The 14,563-nt window shown below is 38.7% G+C and carries 12 protein-coding genes; 3 read left to right on the forward strand and 9 right to left on the reverse strand.

Features of this window, described 5'->3' with window-relative positions:
* The first annotated feature begins 1 nt into the window (after position 1).
* The gene (locus tag M2919_RS04625; RefSeq protein WP_248849416.1) at positions 2–1,612 is read left to right on the forward strand and encodes an amidohydrolase; all 1,611 of its coding nucleotides are present in this window, start codon (positions 2–4) and stop codon (positions 1,610–1,612) included.
* 63 nt (positions 1,613–1,675) lie between these two features.
* Here M2919_RS04625 and M2919_RS04630 read toward each other — a convergent pair whose 3' ends face one another.
* The 5 genes from M2919_RS04630 to M2919_RS04650 all read right to left on the reverse strand — a co-directional run bounded on the left by M2919_RS04630 (position 1,676) and on the right by M2919_RS04650 (position 8,220).
* On the reverse strand, positions 1,676–2,881 hold the full coding sequence (locus tag M2919_RS04630; protein WP_222317213.1) for a dihydrolipoamide acetyltransferase family protein: 1,206 nt from the start codon (positions 2,879–2,881) through the stop codon (positions 1,676–1,678).
* A gap of 16 nt (positions 2,882–2,897) precedes the next feature.
* The gene (locus M2919_RS04635; protein ID WP_126762696.1) at positions 2,898–3,920 is read right to left on the reverse strand and encodes an alpha-ketoacid dehydrogenase subunit beta; all 1,023 of its coding nucleotides are present in this window, start codon (positions 3,918–3,920) and stop codon (positions 2,898–2,900) included.
* A gap of 30 nt (positions 3,921–3,950) precedes the next feature.
* On the reverse strand, positions 3,951–4,916 hold the full coding sequence (locus M2919_RS04640) for a thiamine pyrophosphate-dependent dehydrogenase E1 component subunit alpha (RefSeq protein ID WP_248849417.1): 966 nt from the start codon (positions 4,914–4,916) through the stop codon (positions 3,951–3,953).
* 12 nt (positions 4,917–4,928) lie between these two features.
* Positions 4,929–6,266: a dihydrolipoyl dehydrogenase gene (lpdA, locus tag M2919_RS04645; protein ID WP_248849418.1), complete on the reverse strand. Its 1,338-nt coding sequence runs from the start codon at positions 6,264–6,266 to the stop codon at positions 4,929–4,931.
* Between the two features lie 163 nt (positions 6,267–6,429).
* Positions 6,430–8,220, reverse strand: coding sequence for a sigma-54-dependent Fis family transcriptional regulator (locus M2919_RS04650; protein WP_248849419.1), 1,791 nt, complete (start codon positions 8,218–8,220; stop codon positions 6,430–6,432).
* Positions 8,221–8,561: 341 nt separating this feature from the next.
* On the opposite strand from M2919_RS04650, the gene M2919_RS04655 reads away from it, so the two are divergent.
* Positions 8,562–9,608 (forward strand): MATE family efflux transporter, encoded by a 1,047-nt coding sequence (locus tag M2919_RS04655; RefSeq protein WP_222317210.1) that lies wholly within the window; start codon positions 8,562–8,564, stop codon positions 9,606–9,608.
* Positions 9,609–9,651: 43 nt separating this feature from the next.
* Here M2919_RS04655 and M2919_RS04660 read toward each other — a convergent pair whose 3' ends face one another.
* Together M2919_RS04660 and rpsN are read right to left on the reverse strand one after the other, a co-directional pair.
* A complete protein-coding gene (locus tag M2919_RS04660; protein ID WP_222317209.1) occupies positions 9,652–9,783 on the reverse strand; it encodes a putative metal homeostasis protein in 132 nt (43 codons plus the stop codon).
* A gap of 14 nt (positions 9,784–9,797) precedes the next feature.
* A complete protein-coding gene (rpsN, locus tag M2919_RS04665) occupies positions 9,798–10,067 on the reverse strand; it encodes a 30S ribosomal protein S14 (RefSeq protein WP_023606561.1) in 270 nt (89 codons plus the stop codon).
* A 171-nt stretch (positions 10,068–10,238) separates the two neighbouring features.
* Between rpsN and M2919_RS04670 the strand changes: the two genes are divergently transcribed.
* Positions 10,239–11,618 carry a polysaccharide deacetylase family protein gene (locus tag M2919_RS04670; RefSeq protein WP_248849420.1) on the forward strand — a complete coding sequence of 460 codons (1,380 nt, stop codon included), beginning with the start codon at positions 10,239–10,241 and terminating at the stop codon, positions 11,616–11,618.
* 47 nt (positions 11,619–11,665) lie between these two features.
* Here M2919_RS04670 and M2919_RS04675 read toward each other — a convergent pair whose 3' ends face one another.
* Both M2919_RS04675 and M2919_RS04680 read right to left on the reverse strand, forming a co-directional pair.
* The gene (locus M2919_RS04675) at positions 11,666–12,976 is read right to left on the reverse strand and encodes a murein hydrolase activator EnvC family protein (protein ID WP_248849421.1); all 1,311 of its coding nucleotides are present in this window, start codon (positions 12,974–12,976) and stop codon (positions 11,666–11,668) included.
* Positions 12,977–13,110: 134 nt separating this feature from the next.
* Positions 13,111–14,502 carry a glycoside hydrolase family 1 protein gene (locus M2919_RS04680; protein WP_248849422.1) on the reverse strand — a complete coding sequence of 464 codons (1,392 nt, stop codon included), beginning with the start codon at positions 14,500–14,502 and terminating at the stop codon, positions 13,111–13,113.
* Positions 14,503–14,563: the final 61 nt, after the last annotated feature.

A 14,563-nucleotide genomic window follows, 5' to 3' on the forward strand; every position in this document is an offset into this window, starting at 1 on the left:
TATGCGTAAATTACTTACTGGAGGAAAATTCTATTTAGAACGTGAAACATTTGCCGAAGCCGTTTTGATTGAAGATGATCGGATTATCGCAGTGGGTTCTGATGCTTCATTAAAAGATGAAAGCTATGATGAAATGGTTGATTTAGCCGGAAAAACTATTTTACCCGGCTTAAACGATTCACACTGTCATATCTCATGTGTGGGAGCGGCTTATTTGCAAGTAGACTTATCTGCTTGTCAATCTATCGAAGAAATTATTACCGTCACGAAAACATTTATCGAAGATAATCCTGAACTGAGTCAAAATGGGATTCGAACAATGGGATGGAATCAAGACTTATTTACATCGGGAGAAAAACGAATTTTAAACGTGCACGATGTCGACCGTATTTCTACTGATATTCCAATTATTTTAGAACGTGTATGCGGTCATATCTGTGCAGTCAATTCTAAAGCGCTTGAGATGAAAAACGTAACCAAAGATACGCCTGCCCCACGCGGTGGAACAATCGAATTAGATGAAAAAGGGCAACCTAACGGTATTCTAACTGAAAATGCCGTTCAATGGATTGAAGAAATCATTCCTAACTATACAACAGAACAAAAAGTTTCTTTCATGTCAAAAGCGTTAAACTATGCAGCCAGTGTCGGTTTAACTAGTGTGCAATCTAATGATATAGCCGCCCCTAATACTTACGGAGATTTTGACTCTATTCGCACTATTTATGAAAATAACTTAACAAAGGTACGTTTTCGTCATCAAATGTGTGCGTACTCGGCAGAAGAGATGGACCACATTGTTCACGTAGAAGCGTTAGAGCCAATATATGAGAAAGGCTATCTCACATTGGGACCTATAAAGATGTTTAAAGACGGAAGTTTGGGAGCCAAAACGGCCATGATGCGTGATGGTTACTTGGATGAACCTGATAATCATGGTGTTTGCGCGTTAGACTATGACTTACAAGTAGAGTTGGTTAAGCTAGCCAGTGAACGAGGATTGCAAGTTGTGACGCATGTTATTGGCGATCAAGCCATTGCAGAAACCGTTGCGGCGTATCAAGAAGGCTTTGTTAATGGTCGCAACGAGCTGCGCCATGGCTTAATTCATTGCCAAATTACTGATCGTGAGCTTTTAAAGAAGATTGCTGATAAAGATATTGCTGTGTTTTTCCAACCTATCTTCTTAGATTACGATATGACTATTCTCGAAGACCGTGTTGAAAAAGCACTTGCTGAAACATCCTATGCCTTTAAAACTTTAGATGACTTAGGTGCTCCAATTGGCTATGGAACAGATGCTCCAGTTGAGGACTTAAATCCATTCCCTACCATTTACGCTGCAGTTACGCGAAAAAATCAAAATGGTGAACCAAAAGGTGGGTTCTATCCGCAAGAGTGTGTCGATATTTATACTGCTATCGACGCATACACGATTGGCTCTAGTTATTTAGAATTTATGGAAAAGGATAAAGGACGCATTGCACCTGGTTTTCTCGCTGACTTTACGGTACTCGATGAAGACATCTTTACCATACCGTCTGATGAAATTAAAGATATTAAACCACGCATGACAATAATTGGTGGCGAAGTTGCTTACAAACGCGATTAGATAGCATTTTGACACACAAAAAAAGAGCGCCCATTTCGGTCGCTCTTTTTCTTTATTCTCACACTATACTAATAACATATAAGGATTTTCTAAGTAGTCACAAACTTTTCCTAAGAATGCCGCGGCTGGCGCTCCGTCAATGACTTGATGGTCAATCGTCAAGCTTAAAGGTAATTCTTGAATTTCTGCTACTTCTTTTTGTTCTGTTAAAACTAAACGACTAGTGGTTGCACCAATACCTAAGATTCCGACTTCAGGTGTATTTAAAATAGGGGTAAAATACTCAATACCTGCTTGTCCCAAGTTCGTTATCGTGAAGGTAGAACCACTATATAAGTCACCTGGCAACGTTCCATCCAATGCTTGTGATGTCACTGTTGTAAAGGATTCTCCCAATTGTGAAAGTGATTGTTGTTGAACGTTTTGAATGACAGGCACTACTAAGCCATCTTCCACTGCTACCGCTACGCCTATATGTATCGCGTCATGTAGTGTATGTGTGGTTTGATCATACCAAGCATTCATTTCAGGATAGTCTTGTAAAGCTAAGCTAATCGCTTTAATTAGTAGAGTATTAAGGCTAAATGTACTGCGTTTGACTTGTTCACCCGTTTTTACTTTCATCTCTTTTCTAAAAGCTAAGAGTGACGAAATATTCGCTTTACGGTGCAAAGTTAATTGTGCACTTTGTTGTAAACTATGATGCATGCGTTTAGCAATAACTTTACGCATACCTTGTAATCCTTCTCCCACTTCAGTAACAGGAGCACTGGTGGCGGCTTTCACGGCTGGTTGATGTCGCTCAACGTCGCGGCGTGTAATACGGCCATTACCACCTGTTCCAACGATTTCTGACAACTCATAACCTTTTTCTTCGGCAATTCTTCTAGCTAATGGTGTAACAAAGAGACGCTCTCCTGTTTGACGAGTTGATGGTGGATTGTTGTTCTCTGTTTCTGATATCGTTTTTGGTGTTTCAGGTTCTGGCTGTTCTACTGTCTGTTCTTCTTCCCCTGTAGGAACAGACTCCCCTTTTTCACCAATATAACCAATTGCCGCCTGACACGGTACTTCGCCACCTTCTTCTACTGTAATGGCAATCAAATACCCATCTTCAGACGCTTCCACATCATGCGTCAATTTTTCTGAGCTAATTGAAACTAACGCTTCTCCTTTTTCCACTGAATCGCCAACCGCTTTATACCATTTATCAACCGTTCCTTCGGTCATTGTTAATCCTAATGTCGGCATTAAAATTGCTTCTGCCATATCTATCACCTACCTTTTATTTTAAGTCTTCTATTAGTTCGTTGGCTTCTTCTAATACACGTTCTTTACTTGGTAAATACAGTGCTTCTAAGTTTGCAGCAAATGGAACAGGTGTGTTAGGTGCGCACACACATTTAATCGGTCCATCTAGGTAGTCAAATGCTTTATCTCCAACCACAGATGCAATGTCTGTTGCCGTATTATTATGTGGATTAGCTTCGTCAATGACAATTAAGCGGCCTGTTTTCTTCACTGAGTTGATAACCGTCTCCTGATCCCAAGGTGCGACTGTGATTAAGTCTATAACTTCAACTGAAACGCCTGATTTTTCTAATTCTTCCGCAACTTCTAATGCTACATATAGCATCTTGCCAATTGTGACGATAGTAAGGTCGTTTCCTTCTCGTTTTACTTTTGCCTTACCAATCTCGACCGTGTAGTAATCTTCCGGTACTTCATCTTTAATACCGTAAAGTGTCTTATCTTCTGAAAAAATAACAATATTATCATCTTCTATGGCAGCAAGTAACAAGCCTTTCGCGTCGTACGGATTTGAAGGAACGACTACTTTTAATCCTGGAATAGAACCAAACATACCGTAATAAGAACCTGAGTGTTGAGCAGCGGCTGACGCTCCCGCTCCGTGACACGTGCGCACGGTCATCGGTATAGTAGCTTTCCCGCCAAACATGTATCGCATTTTTGATCCTTGAGATAACAGCGTATCAAAACAGAAACCTAAGAAATCGTTAAACATTAACTCTGGAACGGGACGTAAACCTGTTGCAGCCGCTCCTACTGCCGCTCCCATGTACCCCATTTCTGAAATAGGTGTATCGATGACACGATCAAACCCGTGTTTTTCAACCAGACCTTTCGTGACGCCGAAAACACCACCCCAAGCACCGCTTCCTTCTAAATGTTCAATTGTCGTACCACCTGCAATATCTTCCCCTAATAAAATGACACGCTCGTCTTTTTCCATTGCCATATCAAGGCCTTCATTAACTGCTTGCATAAAGGTTATTCTTCTACTCATTTTGGTCACTCCTTATCTTTATAATAGGTATTAAATCGAAACATCTTCAAATAATGCTTCAGGTTTTGGCACAGAGCTTTCTCGAGCAAACTGAACAGCTGCTTCGGTATCTTGACGAGATTGCTCTTCAATTTCTTTCGCTTTCTTCTCTGTTAACCATTTATTTTTAATGGCTACTTCTCTAAAGTGAATAATATTTTCAAAATCAGCGAATTCTTTCTCATCGCCTTCTTTTGCTTTATATTTTTGTTCATCTCCTTCAAAGTGCCCGTAATTACGATAAGTCACACATTCGATTAATGTCGGTCCTTCGCCTCGACGCGCACGTGCGATTGCTTCGCCTGCTGCTTCATATACTTCTACTAAGTCTTTACCGTTGACACGCACGCCAGGTATACCATAAGCGACACTTCGTTCAGCAATGGTTTTTGACCCACATGAATACGTCATAGGTGTTGCTTCAGCAAATGAGTTATTCTCACAGACAAAGACGACTGGCAAGTCCCAAATCGCTGCCATGTTAATCCCTTCATGGAACGTCCCCTCATTAGAAGCACCATCCCCAAAGAAACAAATAGCGACATCATCCGTCTTTAAATATTTATTTCTTAAGCCGGCACCGACAGCAATTGGAAATCCTCCACCGACCATGCCGTTCGCTCCCAACATCCCTTTATCAATATCTGCGATGTGCATGGAGCCGCCTTTTCCTTTACAAAGACCTGTCTCTTTTCCAAATATTTCGGCCATCATTCCATTTAAGTCACAGCCTTTAGCAATACAGTGTCCGTGTCCTCTATGTGTACTGGTAATATAGTCGCTATCTGTTAAATGAGCACAGACTCCCGTTGCGACAGCTTCTTGACCCGCGTACAAGTGAACAAATCCTGGTATTTCACCTGAAGTAAAGATGCGATGCACTTCATCTTCGAAGTTACGAATATCATGCATTGCTTTGTAAATCCATTCTGCTTTTTGTTTCGTCATTTTTTCCATTGTTGTTCCTCCTTATTCGATCATTTGATTTCCTAATTCGCCCATCATCTCAGACAAGGTAGGATGTGCAAATGTCATCTTTTCAATTTCTGCTAAGGTTCCTTCTGATTCTTTTACAGCTAAGATTGTGTGGATAAGCTCGGTTGCATTTGATCCAACAATGACGGCTCCTAAAATTTCATCGTAACGTCGTTCAGAAATAATTTTAATGTAGCCTGTCGTTTCTTGTCCGGCAATCGCCCGACCATTGGCTGCATACGGTATTTTACCGACCTTTACATCATAGCCAGCTGCGGTTGCTTCTTGTTCGTTTAATCCAAAACTTGCAATTTCAGGATGGGTATACACACAACGTGGTATTTGTTCACGCAGTAGACGTCGTTCTTTTTTGCCAAACATATGACGGACGGCTTTTATTCCTTCTTTGCTAGCTGCATGTGCTAGCATATAGCTATCTACCATATCGCCAACCGCATAGATTGATGGATTTGACGTTTGATAATAGTGATTGACTTTTACATATTTATCACGTTCCGTCATTTCTAGGTGTAGTTGATGCACTAATTCCAAATTCGCTTGGCGACCTGTCACCACTAATAACTCATCAAAGTTGAGGGACTCATCTGATAAATAAAGGGTCTTTTCTTTAACCTCTTTGATTGTCGCTTTTGTGATGACGGAGACAGATAATTCTTTCAACCGTTTTTTAATCAATGTTCTCGCTTCATCGTCTTCTGTCATTAAAATATCATCTGCTACTTCTACTATCGTGACCGATGTTCCCAGAGGTGCCATAGCAAAAGCTAATTCCACCCCTATCACTCCTCCTCCGATAATGATAAGGTTGTCTGGCTGTTCTTTTAACTCAAAGAATGTATCCGTCGTAAGATAAGAAGTCTCATCTAGCCCTTTTATCGGTGGAACAAACGGACGACTTCCAGTCGCTAATAAGATGTACGACGCCTGTAAAACTTGCTCTCCCACTTGAACTTGATTCGTCTGTGGAATTTCTGCTTCCCCTTCGTAAAAGTCAATCCCATGTTGTTTAAAAAGTGAGTGAATCCCTGTTTGAAGTTGCACTACAACATCGTCTTTTCGTTTAACTAGTTTTGAAAAATCAACGTCTATTTCTTTTGCGTTGATGCCAAACTGTCGTGCCGTTTGCATTTCTTCCATCCAGCTCGCATGTTTGAGATAAGCTTTAGAAGGAATACATCCTACATTTAAACAGGTACCACCAATTGCTTTTCGCTCTACAACTGCTACTTTTTTGCCTAACTGACTTGCTTCAATCGCTGCCACATAGCCTCCAGGGCCTGCGCCTATCACGATCAAATCATACTGCTTCATTCCATCACCTTCCTTAATCTGTTCTTGCCTTACTATATGCAAATACCATGCCAATTAAGAAAACGCTCACTTTTACACGTTTTATCTTTTCACACATTTTAGCGTGCGACATTATTGCAACAGTTTGTTGCAACAACATGCAACAAAAAAAGACTAGGTTTCCCTAGTCTTTTGGTATCTCAATTTGATACTTATCTATTTTGCGATAAAGTGTACTTCTAGCAATATTTAATGCTTCAGCTGTCCGTGTCATGTGATAGTGATGCTTTTCTAGCGCGCGTTCTATCTGAGCAGGTTCACTTTCTGAATGGTTTTTAGGTTTTTCAAGTACAAGTGCTCCCATTGCAATCAACTCATGTACTTGTTGGCGATTTGGTGGCGTTGTTTCATAAAACAGAGATAAGCGATCTAAAAAATTGTGAAATTCGCGAATATTCCCTGTCCATTCATATTCTTTAGCAATGTCCAATACTCCCTCAATCCACTTTGGATACCATTGATGCTGAACGCAGTAATGATGTGTTAATACACTGATATCCTCTTGTCGTTCTCTGAGTGGTGGCAGAGAAAGTGGAATAACATATAGACGATAAAATAAGTCTTCACGAAATTTTCCAGCTATTACTTGTTCTTTTAAATCACGGTTACTAGCCGTTACTAATCGAAAATCGACAGCCACTTCTTCTGTCCCACCTATTGGCATGATTCTTTTTTCTTCTAATACACGTAACAAAGAAACTTGCATGCGTGGTGACATACTATCAATCTCATCTAAAAACAGCGTTCCACCCTTTACTTGTTCAAATTTTCCTTGATGACCTTTTGCTTGTGCACCAGTAAATGAGCCGGGTGCATATCCGAACAGCTCACTCTCTAATAAGTTCTCACTTAAAGCCCCACAATTAATGGCTAACATCTTTTCATCTTTTCGGCGACTATTGTAATGAATCGTCTTAGCAGAAACTTCTTTCCCTGTTCCCGTCTCACCATATATGTGTATCGGCAAATCAGAGTCCGCTGCCCTCAATAACTGCTTTAAAAATGTCTGATAGGCACTATTTTTCGATTCAATCCCAAATGAAACATATGATGTCGTAATCCCTGAAGAGCGATAGTGATAAAAATACCCTACCACTTCTCGCCCCTCTCTAACGTCCATTTTCTGATATGTTTCTGGATGTTTGGTCATAAATCGAGAAATATCCTTTCCTTGCCAGTGTTTTTCATCCACACTGAACTCCTTAGATACCGCTATTACTTGACCGTGTTTATTACAAAGTACCCCTTGCTCAAACGGCTCTGATAACAACTGCATTAAATAGTGTTTCTGTTCAGTATAGTAATCGATTGTTAGCTGGTCTTGTACGTTTTGGGCAATCATTTGTAATGCCATTAACGTGTAAGTGGTCTCCTGTAACTGTTCATTGGTAGAGATATTTAGACATGCAATAACATTTCCTTCATCGTTTAAAATAGGCGTAGACGTACAGGTAAAAGGGTGTGAAGCTTTTGAAAAATGCTCAAAACGCTCGACAGTCACACCTTGTAATGTTCGCAAAGCAATACCTATCGCATTAGTCCCTACTGCTTTTTCCGTCCAAATATTTCCCTCTAAAAAATGAATATCATTGGCTGAGTGACGAGTTTCGGTATGTCCTTCGCGCCAAATCACGACGCCATTTTTATCCGTTAAAATGAATAAGGGCTTTTTTACATCAAAAAAATGCTGGAGACGTGCGATTTCACTTTCTACCAACCGAATGACACGTTGCAATTCACTTTTCGTTTCTTTAAGCCTTTCTAAACTAACACGTTGAATTCCTTTATCTTGATAAGGGTTTACTTTGTTCGTTGTACAATAGCGCCACGATTCGACAATATGTTCAGGTAAGTTCAGTTGCGTGGACTCATTTGAGAGGATAAATGACTGCCACATGTCTTTTGTAGTCAACATTTCAAGCACCTTCCTAAAGGGGTTATTTTCTTTAGTATAACACTTTTTCACAAGTTAAGGAATACGCTTACATAAACAATAATGTTTTTATGAGAGATTACTCATTGTTATTTTCACAAGTTTTTTTCTTCACATAATCTTTTTACACTCATCAGCTCCTATGCCCCCTCGCCATACCTTTTACAACAGTGATGCTATTTTTCAGGCACAAAAAATCATTCTATTATTCATTAAAGATACGTTATATTGATAAACTTTACACAAAACGTATGATTTGCATAATAAAATAACAATTGTTACAGTTAAATTGTAAGACAAAAAGAACACAAGGAGGAAAACAAATGAGACAAAATTTTAGAAGTTATTTAGGTGCTGACGAACGAGAAGCTGGTTACAACTTGTCTTGGGGTTCCGTGATTGCAGGTGTGGTGACATTCATCGCATTGTTCTTTACTCTTTCACTTATAGGTTCTGCTATTGGTTTTGGAGTAGCCGATCCAACCTCTAATAATCCATTAGATGGCGTAGGTACTGGCTTAATGATTTGGACAATTATTACGCTTGCCTTATCTTTTCTAGGAGCTGGCTTTATTTCAGGTGTAACCGCAAGACGTGTTGGCTTAGTTCATGGCTTTTTAACATGGGGATCTAGTGTTATCGTAATGATATTATTATTTTCTTATTTAACAGTGGGGGCTTTCTCAGCTGTCGGATCTATGTTAGGAAATGTTACTTCAGCTATTGGTAGCGGTGTTGAAACTGTCGCTTCTGGCTCAGCAGATGCGATATCAAAATCATTTGATAAAATAACAGATGGTATGGGAGACGTTGATACTAAGGAATTAGAACAAAACGTTAACGATGTTTTAAAAGACACGCAAATCCCTGAGTTACAACCTGATTATTTGAAAAATGAGCTTTCAGCTGCCACAGATGATGTTACAGCAGCTGGAAAAGAACTAGCACTTCACCCAGAAAACTCAGACAAAATCATTGATGATTTGTCTAACAAGTTAGAAGACCGTGCCCAAACAATTGGTGATGCGATTGATGAACAAGCTATTGCTAATGAAGTTGCGGCTAATACAGACTTATCCCAAGCCGAAGCGGAACAAGCTACCAAAAATATTACGGATGGCTTAAACAAAGCGGTAGATGAAACACAAACTCAACTTAAAAATGCTGGTGAAAACATTAAACAAGCTAAACAAGATTTAGATGAAACTATTAAAGACGCTCGTGAAACAGCTGATGATGCAACCAATGCCACAGCAAAAGCTTCTATTTGGGGCTTTATCGCCATGGTTATTAGCTTAGTTATTGCTTCATACGGCGGTTTACTAGGTGCTAACTTTGTTAAAGATTCACGCTACGAAAATGAAATGTAAACAGGTAACGGTTAAAAAAAGCCCTCAAAAATGAGGGCTTTTTTTACGAAGCTGAACGATTCATCATATTCCGTTTAGCTTTATGTGCTTTTATAATCTTAAGTGCTCGCTTTCTCGTCTTGATATTAGGACTTTTTAAACGACGATAAGCACTTGAAATATCTTGCTTCTCCATATTGTTAATCCTTTCTACCAGCTTGCTTTTTTTATGCCCGGTATATGACCTTTCAACGCCTCTTCTCTAAAACGAATGCGTGATAGGCCAAACTTGCCCATATATCCTCTAGGGCGACCATCAATCGTATCTCTTTTTCTCAAACGATTCGGATTAGAATCTCGTGGAAGTTTTCTTAATCCTTCATAATCTCCTGCTGCTTTTAACGCTTTGCGTTTCTCAGCATAGGATGCAATCAGTTGTTCTTGACGTTGATATTTTGCTATTTTCGATTTTTTTGCCATAATAATCCTTTCTTTTTATAAAGCGTAACGGTTACGTTTTAAATATTATCAAAAAAAAGACGATTAAGCAAGTCTTTAATTTCTAAAAATTCCACTTCTTTTTGTTGCAGTTATATTACAAATACGTTACAATATTGACAAATATGATAGAAAAGGATTCTGATACTTACTATGAAGAAAAAAATCATTTCTCTAATTCTTATTATGACATTATTAGGTGCTTATGGACGTTTCTTCGTTAAGAACCAAGAGAAAAAAGCGCGTCTCCATTATAAAGAGCAAGAAGAAACGTTAGTAAACAATCTTATAGAAAAACATCCAAATCAAACTTTCGTATCCGAAAAAATGAAACATGGTGAAATTATTCAATTTATTCCTCATACATCGGAAAAAGAACCGATTTCTTTCTACAAGGATACGATGACTAAGATATCTGGGGAATTAAAGTCAACGACTCAAGAAGATGTTAAACACGTACTTTCAGTCGAGCAAGAACCGCTCCAAGATAATGTAGAAAAGGCAACATTTAAACATCAATTATTCACTTGGAATAAGCATCAAGAACAGTGGGAAGAAAAACAGAACGAAGCTGTTTCCTCTCATATTTTAGAGAGTCGGTCGCATAGTCCCTTAACGTTAGGACATCTCTTCCAAAATCAGAAAAATTTGATTAAAGTAAATGAACTTATACAAAACGATTTGTTGCATCATAAAAAAGAACAATCGGTTAAACCTATCCTTTCATTGCCATTATTATCTACGGAAGAGACTAACTTTACATACGATAAAAATCATGTCGTCATTAATTTTCCTAAAAACGAGTTAGGCTTAAGTCAGTATCAAGTGGATTATCAAGACGTTGGTGATTTATTAAATCCAGAATACGTTGACAGTGCCTATATTAAGCCTGCTACTGAGGTCGATGTCCCTGTTTTAGACACTAAATCTGTCGCTCTTACTTTCGACGACGGCCCGAACGATTCAACCACATTAAAAATTCTGAATACATTAAAAAATGAAAATGTTCCAGCTACCTTCTTTATGTTAGGAACTCAAGCAGAAAGATATCCAAATGTCGTAAAGAAAATTGCTGACGAAGGACATGAACTAGCTAATCATTCTTATAATCATCCTGACTTGACCACTTTACCAGCTGAACAAGTACGCGAACAGATTATTAATACCCAAGTCGCGATTTATGAAGCGTCTGGTGTCTTACCAAAATACGTGCGTCCACCATACGGTAGTGTTAATTATGAAACGGCGGTCGCTATTGGAAAACCAATTATGAATTGGTCAGTTGACTCACTTGACTGGAAGGCTAAAGATAAGAAAAAGATTATCGAAGACGTTAAAACTTCAACACACAACCAAGGGATTATTTTAATGCATGATATTCATGAACAAAGCGCGGAAGCTTTACCTGATATTATTACTGAGTTAAAAAAACAAGGATATCAATTTAAAACTGTCTCGGAGCTAGTCAATCAGTCCGAACCGCTTACGGTTTATTATTCTTCTATGGATCAACGTGAGCTATCTCCTTCATAATAAAATAAAAAAAGCTCGTTACGTGTCGATACGTAACGAGCTTTTTATTATAATCCTAAATAAGGTGCTGGATTCACAAATCCTGACCAATACGGTGTGGACGCCATTCCAAAGTGCAAGTGAACGCCAGTCGAGTTCCCTGTTGTTCCCATCAATCCAATCACTGTTCCAGCAGAAACAGATTGTCCTGATGACGCCATGATTTGATTTAAATGTAGGTAATAAGTATACATACCATTATCATGTTTAATAATGACATAGTTTCCTGCGCTACCATCAAATCCAGTCATTACAACTGAACCTCCACGTGCAGCAAAAACGCTTTGATTCATACTTCCAGCAAAATCGATACCATCATGATACGTTCCAGCTGTTCCCGTTGGATCAACTCGTGGTCCAAATGGGCTTGTAACGACTAAGCTTGATAACGGTGATTGATAACCATTACCCGTAGACGGTGCTGGGCTTGGAGCTGGTGTAGATTCTGGCGCCGCTGGTTTTGATTGAGGTGCTGATTCTACTACAGTGTTATTTGACACTGGTGTTGTCTCTGGTGCAACACTTGTTTGTTTTTGTGCCTGTGCCTGAGCTTGTTGTGCAGCTAATGCAGCCGCTTGTTTTTCTGCTTCTGCTCGCGCTTGTGCTTCTTTTGCTTGTCGTTCTCTTTCAAGACGCTCAGCTTCTCGTTTACGCGCTTCGGCTTCTTCTTTTTCTTTTAACAACGCCGCTTTTTTAGACTCTTCATTAGTTAAGCTTGCTGCTACTTCTTTTGCTAAAATAGCTTGGTCATAACGTTTTTCAGTTAAAGACTCTTGTTTACGATTTAGCTCAGCTTGCTTTTGATTAACCGTTTCAATCTTTTCTTCGATTTCTGCTTCTTTTTGTTCCAAAGCTTCTTGGTCACGTTTTTGGTCTTCGACTATTTCTTTGTTAACGTTTAAGACTTTCATATAAGCAAGTGATGCTGTCACCGCATCTGAAATATTATCTGCTTCAAAAACAGCATTAATCAGACTTGATCCGACATCGCTAACCTGTGCAGAACGTGCTTGGTCTTTAATACGTTCCGTTCTTTTTTCAATTGCTGCTTCCAACTGAGCAATTTCTTCACGCAATGTGTTGATTTCTTTTTCTAATTTTACTTTTTCAGCTAGTACTTGTGAGATTTCATTTTCTAAATGACTGATTTCACTGTCTAGTTGCTGTAATTCACGTTCAGCTGCTGATTTTTGATTTTTTAATTCTGTTATTTTATTAGTTGATTCATTAATTTTAGTATCAATGTTATCTGCCGCTACTGTTAAAGGAGTTAATGCTGTAATTGACACTGCAGTAAATAACGCGATATATTTCTTCATAGTTAGCTATACCTCTTCTTTTCCTTTTATTCGACACTAACTACTATATCACGTCCACTACTTCACCAAGTTACATTCAGATTACATTTTTTTGTTATTTTTAACACTTTGTAACATCTTGTTTTATATGTCCGTTAAAAACCATTATTTTTAGAAACTTCATTAAACCAATATCCAGACTTTTTAATCGTGCGTTGACCGTTATTTTCTAAATCAACTGAAATAAAACCGTAACGATTTTTATACGCATTCATCCAAGACCAGTTATCCATGCACGTCCACATGTGATAGCCTTTGCACGCACTTCCTTGTTGTATTGCTTGATGAACATATCGCAGATGTTCACTAACAAATTCAATACGGTAATCATCTTCTATCTCGCCTTTTTCATTAATAAAACGTTCTTCGTTTTCCACTCCCATACCGTTTTCAGAAATGTAACAAGGGATGTTTCCATAATGATCTCGTAAGTTAATTAAGATATCATAAATACCTTTTTCATAAATTTCCCAACCACGATAGGGATTCATTTTTTTACCAGGCATGTCGTACATATCAAAAAAATCATCCGGCATGGGTGTCTTATCATTCGTCACAGGAGATTCTTTTTTCTTTATACGTCTCGGCTGATAATAATTAATCCCTAATAGGTCGATCGTATTTTCTTTTATCACAGTCAGCTCATCTGCTGTGTAGTCTGGTAATATATTTAATTCTTTAATAATAGATATTAAATCTTGTGGATATTCCCCTTTAATCGCAGGCTCTAAGAAAGAACGATTGAAAAAAGCATCGGCAATAGAAGCTGCTTTCACATCTTCTGGATCTTCTGGATTACGTGGGTAGCTCGGGGTTAGATTCAAAATAATCCCGATTTCCCCCTCACAGGATAACTGACGAAAACGTTCAATGGCTTTGGCACTTGCCAACGCTTCATGATAAGCAACTTGCACGGCTTCTTTCATATTAACGTGATTTGGATAGTGAAATTGATATAAATAGCCACCCTCTACAGGAACAATCGGTTCATTATGAGTGAACCATTTCGTCACCTTATCACCAAATAATTTAAAGCAAGTTTCTGCATAGTTTGCGTAGGCTTCTACGGTTTCTTTATTGAGCCAACCGCCTTTTTCCTGTAAAGCCATAGGCATGTCAAAGTGATACAAGTTAACAAATGGTTCAATATCGTTTGCAAGCAACTCATTGAAATAATCACGATAAAATGCTATTGCTTTTGGATTTGGTTCGCCAGTTCCTTCTGGGAAAAGTCTGCTCCACTGTATCGATGTGCGAAACGTATTATGCCCTGTTTGTTTCATTAATTGGATATCTTCTTTGTAATAGGATAAAACATTGGAAGTTACTTCTGGTCCGACTTGGTTGAAAAATTTTTCTGGTTCTTGTTGATACCAGTAATCCCAAATACTATCTCCTTTGCCGTCACCTTCATGTCGACCTTCTGTTTGAGGACCACTTGCCGCAGACCCCCACCAAAAATCTTTCGGAAATTGATACGTTGTCATCTTCATCATCCTTTCTATACGATTATCATAAACCACATTTATAAAAAGAGCAATCTTTTAA

It is taken from the genome of Vagococcus lutrae (assembly GCF_023299185.1).
Lineage (GTDB): Bacteria > Bacillota > Bacilli > Lactobacillales > Vagococcaceae > Vagococcus_A > Vagococcus_A lutrae.